This is a genomic window from Microbacterium sp. GXS0129, from assembly GCF_044769785.1.
In the GTDB taxonomy this organism is placed as follows: Bacteria; Actinomycetota; Actinomycetes; order Actinomycetales; family Microbacteriaceae; genus Microbacterium; species Microbacterium nymphoidis.
In genome coordinates this window covers 213236-229749 of sequence record NZ_JBIZVZ010000001.1, presented here as the reverse complement: position 1 = coordinate 229749, position 16514 = coordinate 213236, and the positions used below count along the sequence as shown (strand labels likewise).

Below are 16514 nucleotides of genomic sequence, written 5' to 3'. Positions count from 1 at the left end.
CTCCCATCGATCAGGCACCGAGAATCGTCGGGGTATCGGTCAGCGACACCTGCGGCGGGTACAGCGACATGACCGCGAGCGCGGCGGCACCGTTCTCGGCCGTGGACGCGGCGCACGCGTCGACGGCGATCGTGACCCAGGCTCCGGCGTCGGCGGCCGCGAGCGCCGTGGACACGACGCAGCAGTCCGTCGACACGCCCGCCAGCACCAGCCGGGGTGCCACACCGGTGATCGCCTCCAGCTCGGGCCCATACTTGCCGAACGTCGGCAGATCCAGCGTCGGTAGCGCGGTCAGCCCCTCCGCTTCGGGCACCAGCGCGAACAGCGGGTCCGAGGCGGGCTGGTCGGCGAACGGCCACGCCTGGAAGTAGGCACCCCAGGAGGACGCGCGATCGGCCGTGGGCAGCCAGCGGGTGACGATGGTCCGCTCGGGACCGAAGGCGTCGGCCAGCTCCCGGATCCGGGGCATCGCCGCCGCGAAGAACGGCGAGCCCCAGTCCGAATCCGGCGACGCGAAGATCGCCTGCGGATCGATGACGACGAGCCAGGCGTCGTCGGGCGTGCTCATGCGAGCTCCTGTCGGCTCACGGCGCCCTTCGAGAGGACGAGGGTGGCGATGAAGCCGATCACCAGCGCGAACAGCACGCCGAGGTTCGCGTAGCCCCAGTCATCCAGCCAACCGAACATCGTCAGGAAGTAGCCCTGCCAGGTGAAGAGGGAACTCACCACGAAGCCCCAGCCGACGGCGATGGCCACGACGAAGATGACGATCGCCGTCCAGTTCACCGAACCGTATCGGCCGCGGCCGTCGAACAGCGCCTCGGTGTCGTAGTCCTTGCGTCGCAGCAGGATGTCGGCGATGAGGATGCCCGCCCACGCCGCCAGCGGAACGCCGAGCGTGGTGAGGAAGGTCTGGAACGGGCCGATGAAGTCCTGTGCGAAGAAGACCACCGCGATGGTTCCAACCGTGAGGATCACCCCGTCGATCGCTGCGGCGGTCGGGCGCGGGATCTTGATGCCGAGGCTCAGCAGCGTGAGGCCGGACGAGTAGATGCCCAGGACCGCGCCGGAGACCTGCGTGAGGATCGCGACGATGAGGAACGGGAACAACAGCCAGACGGGCAGGATCGAGGCGAGCGCGCCGATGGGGTCGCTGTTGATGGCGTCGGCCAGACCCACCTCTTCACCAGCGATGGTGACCGTCTTGTTCGAGGCGACGAGCAGCAGGCCGAAGACGACGAGGATGATGGGCGCGACGGATCCGCCGAACGTGTTCCAGGCGACGATCTTGCTGCCGGGCGTCTCGCGCTTCTGATAGCGCGTCCAGTCGGCCGCGATGTTGATCCAGCCGAGCCCGAAGCCGGTCATCGTGAACACGAGCGCACCGATCATCTGGGCGAGGTTGCCGTCCGGGTGGCTGAACGCCGTTCCCCAGTCGATGTACCCGAACGTGAGCACGAGGAAGATCACCGTCATGATGCCGGTGATCCAGGTGAGGATCGACTGCAGCTTCATGATCGTGTGATACCCGAGCACCGCAGCACCGATGATGAGCGCGGCGACGACCACGGTGGCGACGATGTTGACCACCACGCCGCCCGTGCCATCGGTGGACCAGCCCAGCTGGCGAAAGACGGTGCCGGTGGCGAGAACCGCCGTGATGGCGAGGACCGTCTCCCAGCCAATCGACGTGATCCAGGAGATGATCCCCGGGAGCTTCTGCCCCTGCACGCCGAAAGCGGCGCGTGAGAGCACCATCGTGGGCACCGACCCACGCTTTCCTGCGATCGCGATCACGCCGCACAGGAAGAACGAGAACACGATTCCGACGATGGCGACGAGCGTCGCCTGCCAGAACGAGATGCCGAATCCGAGGATCCAGGCCCCGTAGCCCATGCCCAGCACGGACACGTTCGCGGCGAACCAGGGCCAGAACAGATCGCGGGGCTTCGCGGTGCGTTCCGCCTCTGGAACCAGGTCGATTCCGTTGCGTTCGATCAGGGTGGACTGCACTGCTTCTGTTGACACGACCTGCCTCCGAGGCTCGCCGAATAAAGGGGTGGTGTCACACATCCTGGCAGAATCCCCGGCCCCGATTGCGCAGTTTCCGGGGTCGTGACCCAATCGCGTCATAATGGCGCGATCGGGCCACGCTCAAGCGGGCGGGGCCTCCCGTCGCTCCCGCAGTTCCCGGCGCGTGCGGGGCGGCGTCTCGGACGCGATCGTCGCCGAGACCTCCAGTTCCGCGTCGGCACCCCCGGCGGCGGCCGCCGCATCGTCTGCGGCCTCCTGGAGGGCGGAGCGCTGGCGAAGCGGCGGCGGCCGGAAGAACAGCGACAGGATGAACGCGAGCGCCATCGCGGCGAGCCCCACCCAGTACACCGTGACCGCAGACCTCGTGAACCCGACGAGGAACGGCTTCGCCAGCACCGGATCGGCGCCCATCAGGAACGACGTGTCGCTCGTGGCGTCGCTGGACGCTCCCTGCGTGCCGTCGCCCGATTCGAGGCGGTCGATGATGGTGGGCACCGCCTTCTCCACCACGGCGGCTCGCTGATCCGCGTTGGCCCAGTCGACGCCGGGTGCGCTCGCACGGATCGGGTCGACGATCGGCGTCCAGATCTGCTCCATCACGCCGGCGTTGTTCGCCGCACCCGCCACCGCGGGATCGAGCGCCGCGTCGAGGCCGGCGGTGAGATCTGCCTTGTCGCCCATCGCCGTCGTGATGTTCGGTCCCATGGCGGTGAACAGCACGGACAGCAGCACGGCGGTGCCCAGGGTCCCGCCGATCTGCCGGAAGAACTGGGACGCGCTCGTGGCGACGCCCATGTCGCGTGCCTCCACCGCGCTCTGGGTCGCCAGGGTGAGCGACTGCATGAGCTGGCCGAATCCGAGACCGGTGACGAACATCCCGATGCACAGGTACCAGAACGGGGTGTCCCAGTGCAGGAAGGTGTAGATCACGTAGCCGAGTGCGACGATCAGTGTCCCGGTGACGGGGAAGATGCCGTACCTGCCGGTCTTCGCGATGATCTGGCCGGTGGCCACGGAGGAGATCATCAGACCGAGGACCATCGGCAGCATGGCGAGACCGGATTCGGTGGGCGTGAGCCCCGTGACGATCTGCAGATAGAGCGGGAGGGTGAGCATCGCGCCGAACATGCCGAAGCCGACGAGGAAGCCCAGCACGGTCGACATCGTGAACGCGCCGGAGCGGAACAGGCGCAGCGGAATGATCGCGTCCGAGCCCATCGCACGCTCGATCAGCAGGAACGCGACGAGTCCCGCGGCGCCGATCCCGTAGCAAGCCAGCGCGGCGACCGATCCCCAGCCCCACTCGCGCCCCTGTTCGGCCACCAGCAGCAGCGGGACCAGCGTGATGATCACGGCCGCCGCACCCCACCAGTCGATGCGGGGCTTGGCCTGGTCGTGGAGCTTCGGCAGATGCAGGAACGTCCACACCATCACGAGGGCGATGATGCCGATCGGGACGTTGATGAGGAACACCCACCGCCAGCCGGTCACCCAGAGGATCTCCGAGGCACCCGCGAAGACGCCGCCCACCAATGGGCCGATCACGGAGGACACCGCGAAGACGGCCAGGAAGTAGCCCTGGTACTTGGCGCGCTCGCGCGGGGCGAGGATATCCCCCATGATGGCCAGCGGCAGTGACATCAGCGCACCCGCACCGAGGCCCTGGAAGGCGCGGAACCCCGCGAGCATGATCATCGACGTCGAGAAGCTGGACAGCAGGGAGCCGACGATGAAGACGACGATGCCGAACAAGTACAGCGGGCGGCGTCCGAAGATGTCGGAGAGCTTGCCGTAGATGGGAACCGTGATGGTCGAGGTGATCAGGTACGCCGTGGTCACCCACGCCTGCTGATCGAGTCCGTGCAGGTCGTCGCCGATGGTGCGGATCGCCGTGCCGACGATCGTCTGATCCAGCGAACTGAGGAACATCCCCGCCATCAGTCCGTAGATCACCAGCAGGATCTGCCGATGACTCATCACGGGCGTCCCGGACCCGTTCCCCGTGTCGACCGCTGTCGCCGTCGTGCTCATACTTCTCCCCCGGGCCGCTTGTCGATGCGAAACCCAAAGGAGAATGGTGCTCCTCCCGGGCCGTGCAGCACAAGTTGACGGGGTCAACCACATGGCGAACCCATAGCTTTCCCCAGGGATGCCCCCTTCGCTGCCTGTTCTTTCGCCGCCCCTTGTTTCGCCGCCCCTTGTTTCGCCGCCCCTCATCTTCGCCGCCCCACGCCTCGGCTGGTCTCAATAACTGCGCCGGCACTGTCCCCCGGCGACACATTCTGAGCGGCGACGGCGGCGGCGAGCGACGACGGGACCCCAGGCCGAACCGGAGGCTGGGTTCAGGACGTGAAGAAAGTCCCCGCGACGCGGGAGAGGGCGTGCAGGTCGGCAACGCCGGCCAGCTCCCGTGCGGAGTGCATCGACAGGATCGGGATGCCGACGTCCACCGTGCGGATGCCGAGGCGGCCCGCGGTGATCGGACCGATGGTCGAGCCGCACGGGACGTCGTTGTTGGAGACGAACTCCTGCGACGTCACTCCCGCGGCCTCGCACCAGCCGGCCCAGGCGGCGGCGCCGACGGCGTCGGTGGCGTAGCGCTGGTTCGCGTTGATCTTGAGGATGGGGCCGGAGCCCAGCAGCGGCTGGACGACCGGGTCGTGACGTCCCGCGAAGTTGGGGTGCACGGAGTGGCCGACATCGCTGGAGAGGCACCACGACGATGCCATGGCGCGATGGGCGTCCTGCGCGTCGGCGCCGAGGCCGTCGCGCACCCGCGCGATCACGTCGGCGAGGATGGGACCCGCCGCACCGGAGCGGGTCTCGGAGCCGATCTCCTCGTGGTCGAAGGCTGCGAGCATCGCGATGTGCTCACCGTCGAACCCGTCCGCGGCCTCGATGAGGGCCACCACGGCGGCGTGGACCGAGGCGAGATCGTCCAGGCGCCCGCTGGCGAAGAAGGCGTCGTCCTTGCCGAACACGACGCCGCGCGCGCTGTCAGCGGTGATCAGATCGAAACCGCGGATGTCTGCCGCCTCGACACCGGCGGATGCCGCCATCACCGCGAGGATGTCCTCCTGGGCGGGGTCGCCGAGACCCCAGACCGGCTGGGTGCCGGTCTGCTTGTCGAGGGAGAGCCCGTCGTTCTGCTGACGATCCAGGTGAATGGCCAGCTGAGGCAGGCGCAGCAGCGGCCCGGAGTCCGCCAGCACGACGGAGCCGTCGGCCATCGCCAGACGTCCGGCCAGACGCAACTCCCGATCCAGCCAGGAGTTCAGCAGCGGACCGCCGTACACCTCCACGCCGATCTGCAGCCAGCCGCGCGACCCCGTGGTGGGCTTCGGCTTGAGCTTGAGGCCCGGGGAGTCGTTGTGCGCGCCCAGGACGTGCACGGCCGTGGTCGCCGTGGCCCCCGTGGGAACGATCCACGCGATCAGCGCGCCATCGCGCACGATGAAGAAGCGGCCACCGGGCTGCGTCGGCCAGGCATCGCCCTCCTCGAGGTGCGTGAAGCCCGCGCTCAACAGGCGTCCGGCCAGTTCCGCGGCGGCGTGGAAGCTCGACGGTGAGGCTGCGACGAAGTCGGCGAGGTCCTCGGCGTGACGGATGGCGGCGGGCGTGACGGTCATGCCTCCAGCCTATGCCGCGGCCCCGGCACCCCCGGGTGCTCGAGCGTCAGTGCATCGTCATGCCGCCCGTGACGTTGATACCCTGACCGGTCATGTAACCGGCCAGGTCGCTGGCGAGGAACAGGGCGACGCCGGCAACGTCCTTCACCGTTCCGGTGCGCCCGAGGGGTACCTGAGAGCGGTCTTCCGCGGCGATCTCCTCGGCCGTCATGCCGCGCAGCGCGCCACCCTCGATGCGCTCGCGATGCTTCATCGGCGTCTCGATGATGCCCGGACAGATGGCGTTCACGGTGATGCCGCGCGGCGCCAGCTCCACCGCCATGGACTTGGTGACCCCGAGCACCGCGTGCTTGGACGCGACGTACGCGGTCATGCCGCGGTAGCCGTTCTTGCCCGCCTGCGAGGAGATGAACACCACGCGGCCCGGCAGCCCGCGCTGCACCAGGATGCGCGCCACGGCCTGGGCCACGAGGAAGGAGCCCTTCGCGTTCACGTCGAGGTTGCGGTCCCAGTCGGCCTCTGCCGTGTCCACGGCGAAGTCCATGGTGGAGGTCCCCGCTGCCGTGACGACGGTGTCGATGACCCCGACGGTCTCGGTTGCCTCTGTCACCACGCGCGCCACAGCGTCGGCATCCGAAACGTCCAGCCGCACGCGCCATTCGCGATCCCGCGCCGTCGCGGCCAGGCCCTCGGGGAAGGACAGGTCCGCGCTGATCACCCGGGCACCCTGTTCGAGGAACGCCTCGACGATCCCGGCACCGATGCCCGACCCGCCGCCGGTCACCAGCACCGTGCGCTCGCGCAGTTCTTCGAACATCGTTCCTCGCTCTCGTGTGGGGATGTTTCCGAGGCTAGGCGGCACGGGCCGCAGCACCGCATCCGGTGACGCATCGTGACGCCTCTTGCGCGAGTATGACACTTTCCGTCATACTCACTCGGACGGAAGGGAGTCCGCTGTGTTCGCAACAACGCTGTCCGGCGATCAGGGCGTGCTCTGGGAGCTGAACGCACGCGCGCTGTTCGCGGAGATCGCTCGGCGCTCCCCTCTCGGCCGTCCCGAGCTGGTGGCGGCGACCGGCCTCTCCCGCACCACGGTGACGCAGACCCTCTCCCGCCTCGTGGCCGCGGGAGTGGTGCGAGACGCCGGCCTGGACCATGCCCGCCGCGGCCCGGCCGCGACGCTGTACGAGGTGGCCCCGGATGCTGCCGCCGGAGCGGTGGTGCACATCACGCGCCACCACGTCACCGCCGCCGTGCATGACTTCGCCGGCACCGAGCTGGGCCGCGCGCGAACCGAGGAGGCCGATGCCGGCCGCGTGGCGACAACGGCCGTGGCCACCGTCCGTGCGGCAGCGGAGGCTGCCGGCCGAGTCCCCGAGGCCGTCGTCGTCGCGACTCCCGCCGTGATCGCCGCCGATGGCCGTACCATCGCTGAACTCCCGGGCTACCTCCCGCCGGGCACCGACCTGCACGACCGCCTCGCCGAGGACCTGGGGTGTGCGGTGGTGCTGGACAACGACCTGACCCTTCTCGCTCGCGCGAAGCTGGCCCTTCGGTCCGGGACCTTCGCCGTACTGTCGCTGCGCGATGGGCTCGGAGCCGGGCTCGTGGTGGATGGTCGAGTCCACCGCGGCGGTCGCGGGCTCGCCGGCGAGGTCGCCTACGTTCCGCAACCGGGTGTGGAGATCGGCTCCCCCGCGCTGAGCGAGCAGGTGATCGCGCACCTCGCCCGGGCGGCCGATGCCCCCGAGCTCCTGCCCGACCTGCTCACTGCGGCGCAGGCAGGACACCGCGGCGCCGACCGGGTGCTGGACGAGATCGCCCGGCGACTGGCTTTCGCGGCCGGCTCCCTCACCCTGATGCTGGATCCCGATGCCGTTGTCCTGGCCGACTACGCCGCGATGGGCTCGCTGCCGGAGCGCGTGATCGCCGCCGTCCGCCGGGAAGCCGGGCCGCTCCGCATCCCGATCGAGACCTCGACGCTCGGTGAAGACGGCCCGCTGCAGGGAGCAGCAGCCCAGCTCGCCGAACTGCTGGTGGATCTCGTCTTCTCGCGTCTGCTCGATGACGGCCCCGCCCCGCGAAGGAGCGCCCCATGACCGCACCCCTCACGCAGCGCCTCGGACTGGGCGCAGACGCCCGCGCGATCATCATCAATGCCGACGACTTCGGCATGTGCCGCGCCGCGAACACGGCGATCGCTGACCTCCTCGATGCCGGCGCGCTCGATTCCACCACGCTCATGACCCCGTGCGCCTGGTCGCCACAGGCACTCGCCTTCGCCGCGGCTCGTCCGGCCTGGGACGTGGGAGTCCACCTGGTGCTCACCAGTGAATGGCGCAACTATCGCTGGCGCCCGCTCACCGGCATCGGCACCACCCTGGTGGATGCCTCCGGCCACTTCCCCATGGGCGTACGCGAGGTGGAGCTGCGCGCGGCCGACGCGGATGTCGAGGCCGAGTTGCGGGCGCAGCTGCGCACCGCTCTGGACGCGGGCGTCGACGTGACCCACCTCGACAACCACATGGGTTCGGTGTACGGCCTCACCACGGGACGCGACTTCCTCGCACCGGTGTTGCGCCTGGCCGCCGAGCACGGTCTGCCGTTCCGTCTGCCCCGCTTCATCGACGGCATGGGGCTGCCCGAGGCGGAGCAGGCACGGCTGGACGCCGCGGCGGCCGCCGCGGACGCACTCGGCGTGGTCATCCCGGATCGCTTGTGGTCGCATCCGTTCGAACTCGTGGGCGAAGGCACTGCCGACGAAGAGACGTACGAGAGCGTGCGCGACGGCTTCATCGAGCTGCTGCGGGCGGTGCCGGCCGGACTCACCGAGATCTACCTGCACCCGATGATCGATGACGACGAGCTGCACGCCACGGTGGACTACGCCGCCACCAAGCGCGGCTTCGAGCATCGTCTGCTCGCCGATCCCGCCGTCATCGCGGCGATCACCGACGAACGACTCGTGCGCGTGGGATGGCGGCGCCTGCGCAGCCTGCAACGGGCGGAGTCGGGCCGATGAGCCTGATCTCCCGCCTCCGTGACCGCCGGCTGACGGGCGCCATCAGCCGCGAACGCGCGGTGGCGTTCGGCGCCTCGGCCTTCCCCATCCAGCTGATGTCGCAGACCTTCGCCGCGTTCGTGGTGTTCTTCTACGTCGACCATCTGCGCGTGCCGGCCGCCTGGATCGGCGCTGCGATGGTCGCCCATGGCATCCTCAACGCCCTGCTGAACCCGCTGGTGGGCGCGGTTTCCGATCGCGCGCGAACCCGCTGGGGCCGCCGCGTGCCGTGGATCGGCCTCGGGGTCGTTCCGCTGCTGGTCTCGTTCGCCCTCATCTGGCTTCCGCCAGAGCTGCCCGCAGGCGCGCTGGTCGCCTGGTTCGTGGTCGTCGTCGCCCTCTACGACATCGCCTTCGTCGCCGTCGTGCTCAACGTCTCGGCGCTGTTCCCGGAGCTCTTCCGCACGACGGCGGAACGGGCACGGGGGAACACACCGCGCCAGCTCTTCGGGCTGCTCGGCATGATCCTGGGGACGGCTCTGGCTCCCCTGCTGTACGGCACCATCGGATGGGCCGGGATGGCGGGCGTGCTCATCGGGGTATGCGCCGCGTTCTTCGCGTGGTCGTTCCGTGGCATGATCGAGCGCCCCGCGACGCAGACCGCTCAGCCCGAAGCGGTGCCCCTCACATGGCGTCAGCAGCTGGGCTACACCTTCGGCAATCGCGCGTTCGTTCCGTATGTGCTCGGTTCGCTCCTCATGCAGTCTGCGCTGGCCGTCCTCATCGCTGCGCTGCCGTTCTACGTCCGCTACAGCCTGTCCGAGCCGGATACGTCCGGAACGCTGCTGCTGGCGTCCGTCTTCCTCGCAGCTCTCGTCACCCTGCCGCTGTGGTCCTGGTTCGTACGCCGCACGACGCCACGATCGGCTCTGCTCGCATCGGTCGCGGTGTTCACGGTGTCCGCCGCAGGGTACGCGCTGGTTCCCGGGCTGATCGGTGCGATGTGCGTCGGTGCCGTGGTGGGAGTCGGGGTGTCCGGCATCCTGCAGCTGCTGGAGATCGCGCTGTCCCAGGTGATCGACGAGGACGCCGAGCGCACCGGCCTGCGGCGCGAAGGCGTCTACTTCGGCGTGAACGGATTCGTGGTGCGCGGCTCGGTAATCGTGCAGGCCGTGGTGTTCGCGGTGGTGCTCGCCGTGTGCGGTTACGACGCCGCAGCCGGCGATGCGCAGGCGCCGGGTGTCGATGGGGGCATCCGCGCCCTCGTGGGCATCATCCCCGCGGCGCTGTCGGCGCTGGCGTGGCTCTGCTTCCTCTGGTTCCCGCTGCGCACCCGTGACGCAGTCGGGATCCTGACACCCCCCGAAGAGATGAGGACGCCCGTGGCGGACACCTCCGAATAGACCACCCGTGCCAGCCGAACCCGAACGGCTGGCCCGGGGGATGACCGGTCGGCCCTCTGCCCCCGCACCGGCCGGTCACGCAGCTGACGTCCGCGTCGATCCGTTCCCGCTGATCGACGCGGGCGTCAGCCCAACGCGGCCACCAGGCGTGCAGCGAGCTCATCACTCGGATCCAGCGGGAGCGCGGCAACCAGATATGCGCGGGCGTCAGCCCAACGCGGCAACCAGGCGTGCAGCGAGCTCATCACTCGGACCGAGCGGGAGCGCGGCAACCAGATGCGCGGGCGTCAGCCCATCGCGTAGACGTGCCCGGCCGTCAGCCCAACGCGGCAACCAGGCGTGCAGCGAGCTCATCACTCGGACCGAGCGGGAGCGCGGCAATCAGATGCGCGCGGGCGTCAGCCCATCACGCAGATATGCCCGGCCGTCAGCCCAGCGCGGCCACCAGGCGTGCAGCGAGTTCGTTACTCGGATCCAGCTGGAGCGCAGTGACCAGGTGCGTCCGGGCCTCCGCCCGCCCGCCGGGCGCGTCGACGAGCGCACGCGCCGCATGCACGTGCAGGTCGGCGCGCACCAGGGCATCGTCGGGCGCGAGGGCGAGAGCGGCGTCGATCTCCCGCAGCGCCTCCTCGGTCTGGCCGGCGGATCCGAGACGGAGCGCGAGCAGGATCCGCAGACCGGGCGCCGTGGGAAGGGCGTGCACCGCCGAACGGGACCACTCCAGGGACTCCCCCGCACGCTCAGGATCGAGCGCGATGATCTGCGCCAGCATGGCACGCGCCCACGGAGCGAAGCGGGGATCGTCCACCACCTCGGCCGCAGTGCGCTCGGCGGCGTCGGCGTCGCCCTGCATGACGAGCACCTGCGCCAGCTCGATCAGCGCCTGGCCGTCATGCGGATGCGCGCGAAGGTACCGGTCGAGCACGTGGTTCGCCGCCGATGCCTCTCCAGCGGCCAGCAGCAGCTGGGCCCGCGCGATGACGGCGGCGCTGTCATCCCCGATCTCGTTCGCGGCCCCACCGTGATCCGTCGCCATGCTCCGATCCTGCCAGCAGCCGGGAGCGTCAGGGCCGTTGCGAACGTCATGCCCCGGTCGGAGCGGAAAAACGCGGCACGGAACCCTGTCTGCGCTGCGTTTTCCCTCCCGTCAGGGGGCGTCGCGTCAGTGAACGACGTCGACGCGCTCGAAGGCGTCGCTGCTGATCCCGCGCTCGAGGATCAGGCGCGACCACTCACGCGCCGAGTGGAGGCTGTGGTCGCGGTAGTTGCCGCACTCCACGGCGGAGACGCCGGGCACCTGCTCCCAGGTGACGGTCTCCGCGATGGCGTGCAGGCTCTGCGCGATACCCGAGACGATGTCGGCGACCGCGGGCTCTCCCCACACGATCAGGTGGAAACCGGTGCGGCAGCCGAACGGCGAGATGTCGATGACACCGTCGACGTGGTCGCGCAGAAGCCCGGCGAGCACGTGCTCGATCGTGTGCAGACCGGCCGTCGGGATCTCGCCCTCGTTCGGCTGCACGAAGCGCACGTCGAAGTTCGAGATCGCATCCCCCTTCGGTCCCCGCTCCACGGCGATCAGCCGCACGTACGGCGCCTTGACGGCGGTGTGGTCCAGGGTGAAGCTCTCGATCTCGGCCATGTCTCTCCTTCTCGCGGGGGGCTGATTCGACGCTAGCCGAGCCACCGGCCCGACACCGCATCCGATTACGCGCCGTGGCACACACGCACACCCCGCGCCGTCCATGCAATCCAACGCTCGCCCAGCCACCGGCCGGACACCGCATCCGATTACGCGCCGTGGCACACACGCACACCCCGCGCCGTCCATGCAATCCAACGCTCGCCGAGCCACGAACCCGCCACGAGCAAACGAAAACGCCCCGCCGGCGATGCGGCGAGGCGTTTTCCGGCTATCGGGTCACGCGCCCTTGAGACGCTCCGAGAGGTATGCGTTGAGATCGGCGAGCGCGACGCGCTCCTGCGCCATGGTGTCGCGGTCGCGCACGGTGACCGCGTCGTCCTCGAGCGAGTCGAAGTCGATGGTCACACAGAACGGGGTGCCGATCTCGTCCTGGCGGCGGTAACGACGACCGATCGCACCGGCGTCGTCGAAGTCGATCACCCAGCGACCGCGCAGTTCGTCCGCCACCCGACGGGCGAGGGGCGAGAGCTTCTCGTTACGGCTGAGCGGGAGCACGGCAACCTTGACGGGGGCCAGGCGCGGGTCGAGCTTCAGCACCGTGCGGGTGTCGGTGCCGCCCTTGGCGTTGGGCACTTCCTCTTCCTCGTACGCGTCGACGAGGAAGGCCATCATCGAGCGGGTGAGACCGAACGAGGGCTCGATCACATACGGCGTGTACCGCTCGCCGGATGCCTGGTCGAAATAGGTCAGGCTCGTGCCCGAGGCCTCGGTGTGGCTGGAGAGATCGTAGTCGGTGCGGTTGGCCACTCCCATCAGCTCACCCCACTCCTTGCCGGGGAAGCCGAAGCGGTATTCGAAGTCGATCGTGCCCGCCGAGTAGTGCGCGCGGTCGTCTTCGGGGACGTCGAACTGGCGCATGTTCTCGGGGCTGAGGCCCAGGTCGATGAACCAGTTCCAGCACGCCTCCACCCAGTGCTGGAACCACTCGTCCGCCTCGGCCGGCGGCACGAAGAACTCGATCTCCATCTGCTCGAACTCGCGGGTGCGGAAAATGAAGTTCCCGGGCGTGATCTCGTTGCGGAACGCCTTGCCCACCTGACCGATGCCGAAAGGCGGCTTCTTACGCGCCGCGGTGACCACGTTCGCGAAGTTCACGAAGATGCCCTGAGCCGTCTCGGGGCGGAGGTAGTACAGGCCGGACTCGTCATCGACCACACCGAGATAGCTCTTCACCAGACCGGAAAACGCCCGAGGCTCGGTCCACTGACCGCGCGTACCGCAGTTCGGGCAGGCGATCTCCGCGAGGCCGCCCTGCGGGGTGCGGCCCTTGCGGGCTTCGAAGTCCTCGATCATGGTGTCCTCGCGGAACCGCTTGTGACAGCTCAGGCACTCCACGAGCGGGTCGGTGAAGGTGGCGACGTGACCGGACGCCTCCCAGACGCGCTTGGGAAGGATCACCGAGGAGTCCAGGCCCACCATGTCGCCGCGGCCGCGCACGAAGGTCTGCCACCACTGCCGGCGGATGTTCTCCTTCAGCTCGGTACCGAGGGGGCCGTAGTCCCAAGCCGAACGCGAACCGCCGTAGATCTCACCCGCTTGGAACACGAACCCGCGGTGGCGGGCGAGGGCGATGACTTTGTCGAGGCGGGACTGCTCGGCCACGGTGGCTCCAATGGTCGTCTTGTGGTGCGCGAACGCGGGAACGGTGCGAGAACGCGGGAGAGGCGCGGGAGGCCGCGCCTGTCTGAGTCTACCCGGGACGGCGGACCGGCAACCCGTTCCCCTCCCCCGCCCGACCCGCCGTCCATGTGTGTTCCACCCCCGGATCGATCGGCGCCTTCCGACACCTCAACTAAATCGCTATAGTCAAACCGTTCCCGCTCGCCGACCCGTGGATCCGGAGCCTCAGATGCCGCTCGACACCCCGTTGCGCTTCGGCGCGAACTACACTCCCGCCACGGAGTGGATGCACTCCTGGCTCGATCTGGATCTCGACGACGTGCGCCGCGACTTCGCCGGCCTCGCCGAGCTGGGGCTGGATCATGTGCGGGTCTTCCCGCTCTGGACGGTGCTCCAGCCCAACCGCACCCTGATCCGCGACAGCGCGGTCGCCGACGTCCGAGCCGTTGTCGACGTGGCTGCGGAGTTCGGCCTGGACGCGAGCGTCGATGTCATCCAGGGCCACCTCTCGAGCTTCGACTTCATCCCGTCGTGGCTGTTCACCTGGCACGACAAGAACATGTTCACCCACCCCGATGCACTCAGCGGACAGGTGGCGCTGGTCGAGCGGCTCGGCGCAGCGCTGGGCGACGCCAGGAACTTCCTCGGCTTCACGCTGGGCAACGAGACGAATCAGTTCTCGGCAGAGACGCACCCCCATCAGTGGCCGGTCACCCCCGCTGAGGCGAGCACCTGGATCACGACCTTGCTCGCTGCGGCCGACCGTGCCGCGCCCGGGCACCAGCACGTGCACAGCGAGTACGACGCGGCCTGGTACATGGACGGGCACGGATTCGTCCCCGCCCACGCCGCCCGCCTGGGAGCGATGACGACGATCCACTCGTGGATCTTCAACGGAACCGCGCAGCGCTACGGCGGCCGCTCGATCGCCTCCGACCGCCACGCCGAGTACATGATCGAGCTGTCCCGCGCGTTCGCCACCGACCCGCAGCGTCCGGTGTGGCTGCAGGAGGTGGGGGCACCGTCCAACTGCCTGGAACCCTCCGAGACGCCCGACTTCCTCGAGGCCACCGTGCGCTCGGCCGTGCGAACCGAGAACCTGTGGGGCATCACCTGGTGGTGCTCGCACGATGTCAGCCGCAGCCTCGCGGACTACCCGGAGCTGGAGTACTCGCTCGGGCTCATCGACAACGACGGCGCCGCCAAGCCGATCGGTCGCCGATTCGCCGAGATCATCCCGGAGCTTCGCGAGCGGCGCCCGGCGCCGCAGCGATCAGTCGGCATCGTGATCGAAGTGGATGAGGAGGAGATCCCGGTCAGCCGCGGTGCGATGAGCCCCGGGGGCGCGATCTTCCAGGCCTGGGTGGATGCCACCACCGCGGGCGCGGACCCGACCTTCGTCACCTCGGCCACCGCCGCGGATCCCGCCGCACTCGCCCGACGCCGCATCACCGAGCTGGTGCGCCCCGATCTCGCCACGGGCGTCGGCACCTATTCGTCGAACAACACCGTGGTTGGCTGAACGCGCAGCACCGGCACTCGGCTACGCCCCTCCGGTCCCCCACCATCGGGCCGGAGGCGTCGCGGGCGCGCATAGGGTGGATCAGTGGCACGAGACGAACGACGCAATCTGACCCGAACGCCCAATCCGGCCGCCGTGGTCGCCGTGCTCGCCGTGGCGGGACTGTCCTCGTCGTTCATGTTCACGCTCGTGGTGCCGATTCAGGCGGCCCTCCCGGAGCTGCTGGGCGCCAGCCGCGACGACACCGCCTGGGTGGTCACCTCGACGCTGCTTTCCGCCGCCGTGATCACCCCGATCGCGGGCCGGCTCGGCGACATGTACGGCAAGCGCCGGATCATCCTGGTGCTGCTCGGGATCCTCATCGCCGGATCGGTCATCGCAGCCCTGTCGCACGACCTCACCTGGATGGTGCTGGGACGGGTGCTCCAGGGCGCCGCCACCGGCGTGATCCCGCTCGGAATCTCGGTACTACGGGACGTGCTGCATGAGGACCGCATCGATTCGTCGATCGCGCTGATCTCCGCCACGCTCGGCGTGGGAGGCGCGATCGGGCTGCCGGTGAGCGCCTTCATCACCATGAACGTCGACTGGCACCTGCTGTTCTGGATCGCCGCCGCGCTCGGCGCCATCGTGTTCGTCCTGGTGACCTGGATCATCCCGGTCAGCGTGCTGCGCTCCGGCGGGCGTTTCGACGTGGTGGGCGCGGTGGGCCTCGCGGCCGGCCTGCTCGGCATCCTGCTGGCGATCTCCCGCGGCGCCTCGTGGGGCTGGCTGTCGCCTCCCACGCTGGCCTCCGGAATCGGCGGTGTGGTCGTGCTGCTGGCCTGGGGATGGTACGAGCTGCGCACGTCCGAGCCGCTGCTCGATCTTCGCGTAGCCGCGCGCCGCCCAGTGCTGCTGACCAATCTGGCCTCCATCGCACTCGGATTCGGCCTGTTCGCCTCGAACGTCGTCTATCCCCAGGTGCTGGAGCTGCCCGTCGAATCGGGGTCCGGGTTCGGCCTCTCCCTGCTGTCCGCCAGCCTCATCGTGATGCCCTCGGGCATCGTGATGATGATCCTGTCGCCGCTGTCGGGCCGCCTGTCACGAGCCGTCGGGCCGCAGCTCCTCCTCATTCTGGGATCCGCGTCGATCATCGCCGCCTACGTGTTCACCCTGCTGTGGAGCACCGAGATCTGGCAGATCCTGGTGGCCAACATCCTCATCGGATTCGGCATCGGCTTCGGCTACGCCGCCATGCCGATGCTCATCATGCGCTCCGTCCCCGCAAGCGAGACGGGAGCATCGAACGGACTGAACTCGCTGTTTCGCTCACTCGGCACGAGCATCGCCGCCGCCGTGGTGGCCGCCGTGCTCGCCGCGGACACCGTTCCGTTCGGCGATTCCGCCGTCCCGAGCCCGGAGGCATTCCGGATCTCCTTCGCCCTCGGCGCGGGAGCGGCGGTCATCGCCCTCGTGCTGGCGCTGTGCATTCCGCGTCGCGGCCACCGGGAAGCGCACCCCGCCCTGCCGGAGTGAAGCGCGGCGTCACCAAACGAGGAGATTCACGCGAAAACAGGATGCTGCGCTGCGTTCTGCCCTCTTTGCACGACAATCCCCT

General features: G+C 69.1%; 13 protein-coding genes. 5 read left to right on the top strand and 8 right to left on the bottom strand.

The window, feature by feature from the left end:
* Positions 1–10: 10 nt before the first annotated feature.
* The 5 genes from ACIQJ5_RS01010 to ACIQJ5_RS00990 all read right to left on the bottom strand — a co-directional run bounded on the left by ACIQJ5_RS01010 (position 11) and on the right by ACIQJ5_RS00990 (position 6480).
* Positions 11–568, bottom strand: a complete 558-nt coding sequence (locus ACIQJ5_RS01010) for a cysteine hydrolase family protein (protein WP_402839960.1) — start codon at positions 566–568, stop codon at positions 11–13.
* Positions 565–2073, bottom strand: a complete 1509-nt coding sequence (locus ACIQJ5_RS01005) for a purine-cytosine permease family protein (protein WP_402839957.1) — start codon at positions 2071–2073, stop codon at positions 565–567. Before ACIQJ5_RS01005 ends, ACIQJ5_RS01010 begins: the two co-directional genes overlap by 4 nt.
* An 81-nt stretch (positions 2074–2154) precedes the next feature.
* Entirely contained in the window at positions 2155–4011 is a 1857-nt protein-coding gene (locus tag ACIQJ5_RS01000) for an MDR family MFS transporter (protein WP_402839955.1), read from the bottom strand.
* Positions 4012–4376: 365 nt separating this feature from the next.
* On the bottom strand, positions 4377–5663 hold the full coding sequence (locus tag ACIQJ5_RS00995) for a M18 family aminopeptidase (RefSeq protein WP_402839953.1): 1287 nt from the start codon (positions 5661–5663) through the stop codon (positions 4377–4379).
* A gap of 46 nt (positions 5664–5709) precedes the next feature.
* Positions 5710–6480 (bottom strand): SDR family NAD(P)-dependent oxidoreductase, encoded by a 771-nt coding sequence (locus ACIQJ5_RS00990; protein ID WP_231090896.1) that lies wholly within the window; start codon positions 6478–6480, stop codon positions 5710–5712.
* A 139-nt stretch (positions 6481–6619) separates the two neighbouring features.
* Between ACIQJ5_RS00990 and ACIQJ5_RS00985 the strand changes: the two genes are divergently transcribed.
* Genes ACIQJ5_RS00985 through ACIQJ5_RS00975 form a run of 3 tightly spaced genes read left to right on the top strand, consistent with a single transcriptional unit; the run spans position 6620 to position 10067 of the window.
* On the top strand, positions 6620–7762 hold the full coding sequence (locus ACIQJ5_RS00985; RefSeq protein ID WP_402839949.1) for an ROK family protein: 1143 nt from the start codon (positions 6620–6622) through the stop codon (positions 7760–7762).
* Positions 7759–8685, top strand: coding sequence for a polysaccharide deacetylase family protein (locus tag ACIQJ5_RS00980; protein WP_402839947.1), 927 nt, complete (start codon positions 7759–7761; stop codon positions 8683–8685). The genes ACIQJ5_RS00985 and ACIQJ5_RS00980 overlap by 4 nt, the downstream gene beginning before the upstream one ends.
* Entirely contained in the window at positions 8682–10067 is a 1386-nt protein-coding gene (locus tag ACIQJ5_RS00975) for an MFS transporter (protein WP_402839944.1), read from the top strand. Before ACIQJ5_RS00980 ends, ACIQJ5_RS00975 begins: the two co-directional genes overlap by 4 nt.
* Before the next feature lie 427 nt (positions 10068–10494).
* Here ACIQJ5_RS00975 and ACIQJ5_RS00970 read toward each other — a convergent pair whose 3' ends face one another.
* From ACIQJ5_RS00970 to ACIQJ5_RS00960, 3 genes are all read right to left on the bottom strand, one after another.
* Entirely contained in the window at positions 10495–11103 is a 609-nt protein-coding gene (locus tag ACIQJ5_RS00970) for a tetratricopeptide repeat protein (RefSeq protein WP_402839941.1), read from the bottom strand.
* Positions 11104–11229: 126 nt separating this feature from the next.
* Positions 11230–11709: an S-ribosylhomocysteine lyase gene (locus ACIQJ5_RS00965; protein ID WP_402839938.1), complete on the bottom strand. Its 480-nt coding sequence runs from the start codon at positions 11707–11709 to the stop codon at positions 11230–11232.
* 279 nt (positions 11710–11988) lie between these two features.
* Positions 11989–13374 (bottom strand): glycine--tRNA ligase, encoded by a 1386-nt coding sequence (locus ACIQJ5_RS00960; RefSeq protein WP_402839935.1) that lies wholly within the window; start codon positions 13372–13374, stop codon positions 11989–11991.
* 247 nt (positions 13375–13621) lie between these two features.
* Between ACIQJ5_RS00960 and ACIQJ5_RS00955 the strand changes: the two genes are divergently transcribed.
* Both ACIQJ5_RS00955 and ACIQJ5_RS00950 read left to right on the top strand, forming a co-directional pair.
* Positions 13622–14914 carry a glycosyl hydrolase gene (locus ACIQJ5_RS00955; protein WP_402839933.1) on the top strand — a complete coding sequence of 431 codons (1293 nt, stop codon included), beginning with the start codon at positions 13622–13624 and terminating at the stop codon, positions 14912–14914.
* Between the two features lie 84 nt (positions 14915–14998).
* Entirely contained in the window at positions 14999–16432 is a 1434-nt protein-coding gene (locus ACIQJ5_RS00950; RefSeq protein WP_402839930.1) for an MFS transporter, read from the top strand.
* Positions 16433–16514: the final 82 nt, after the last annotated feature.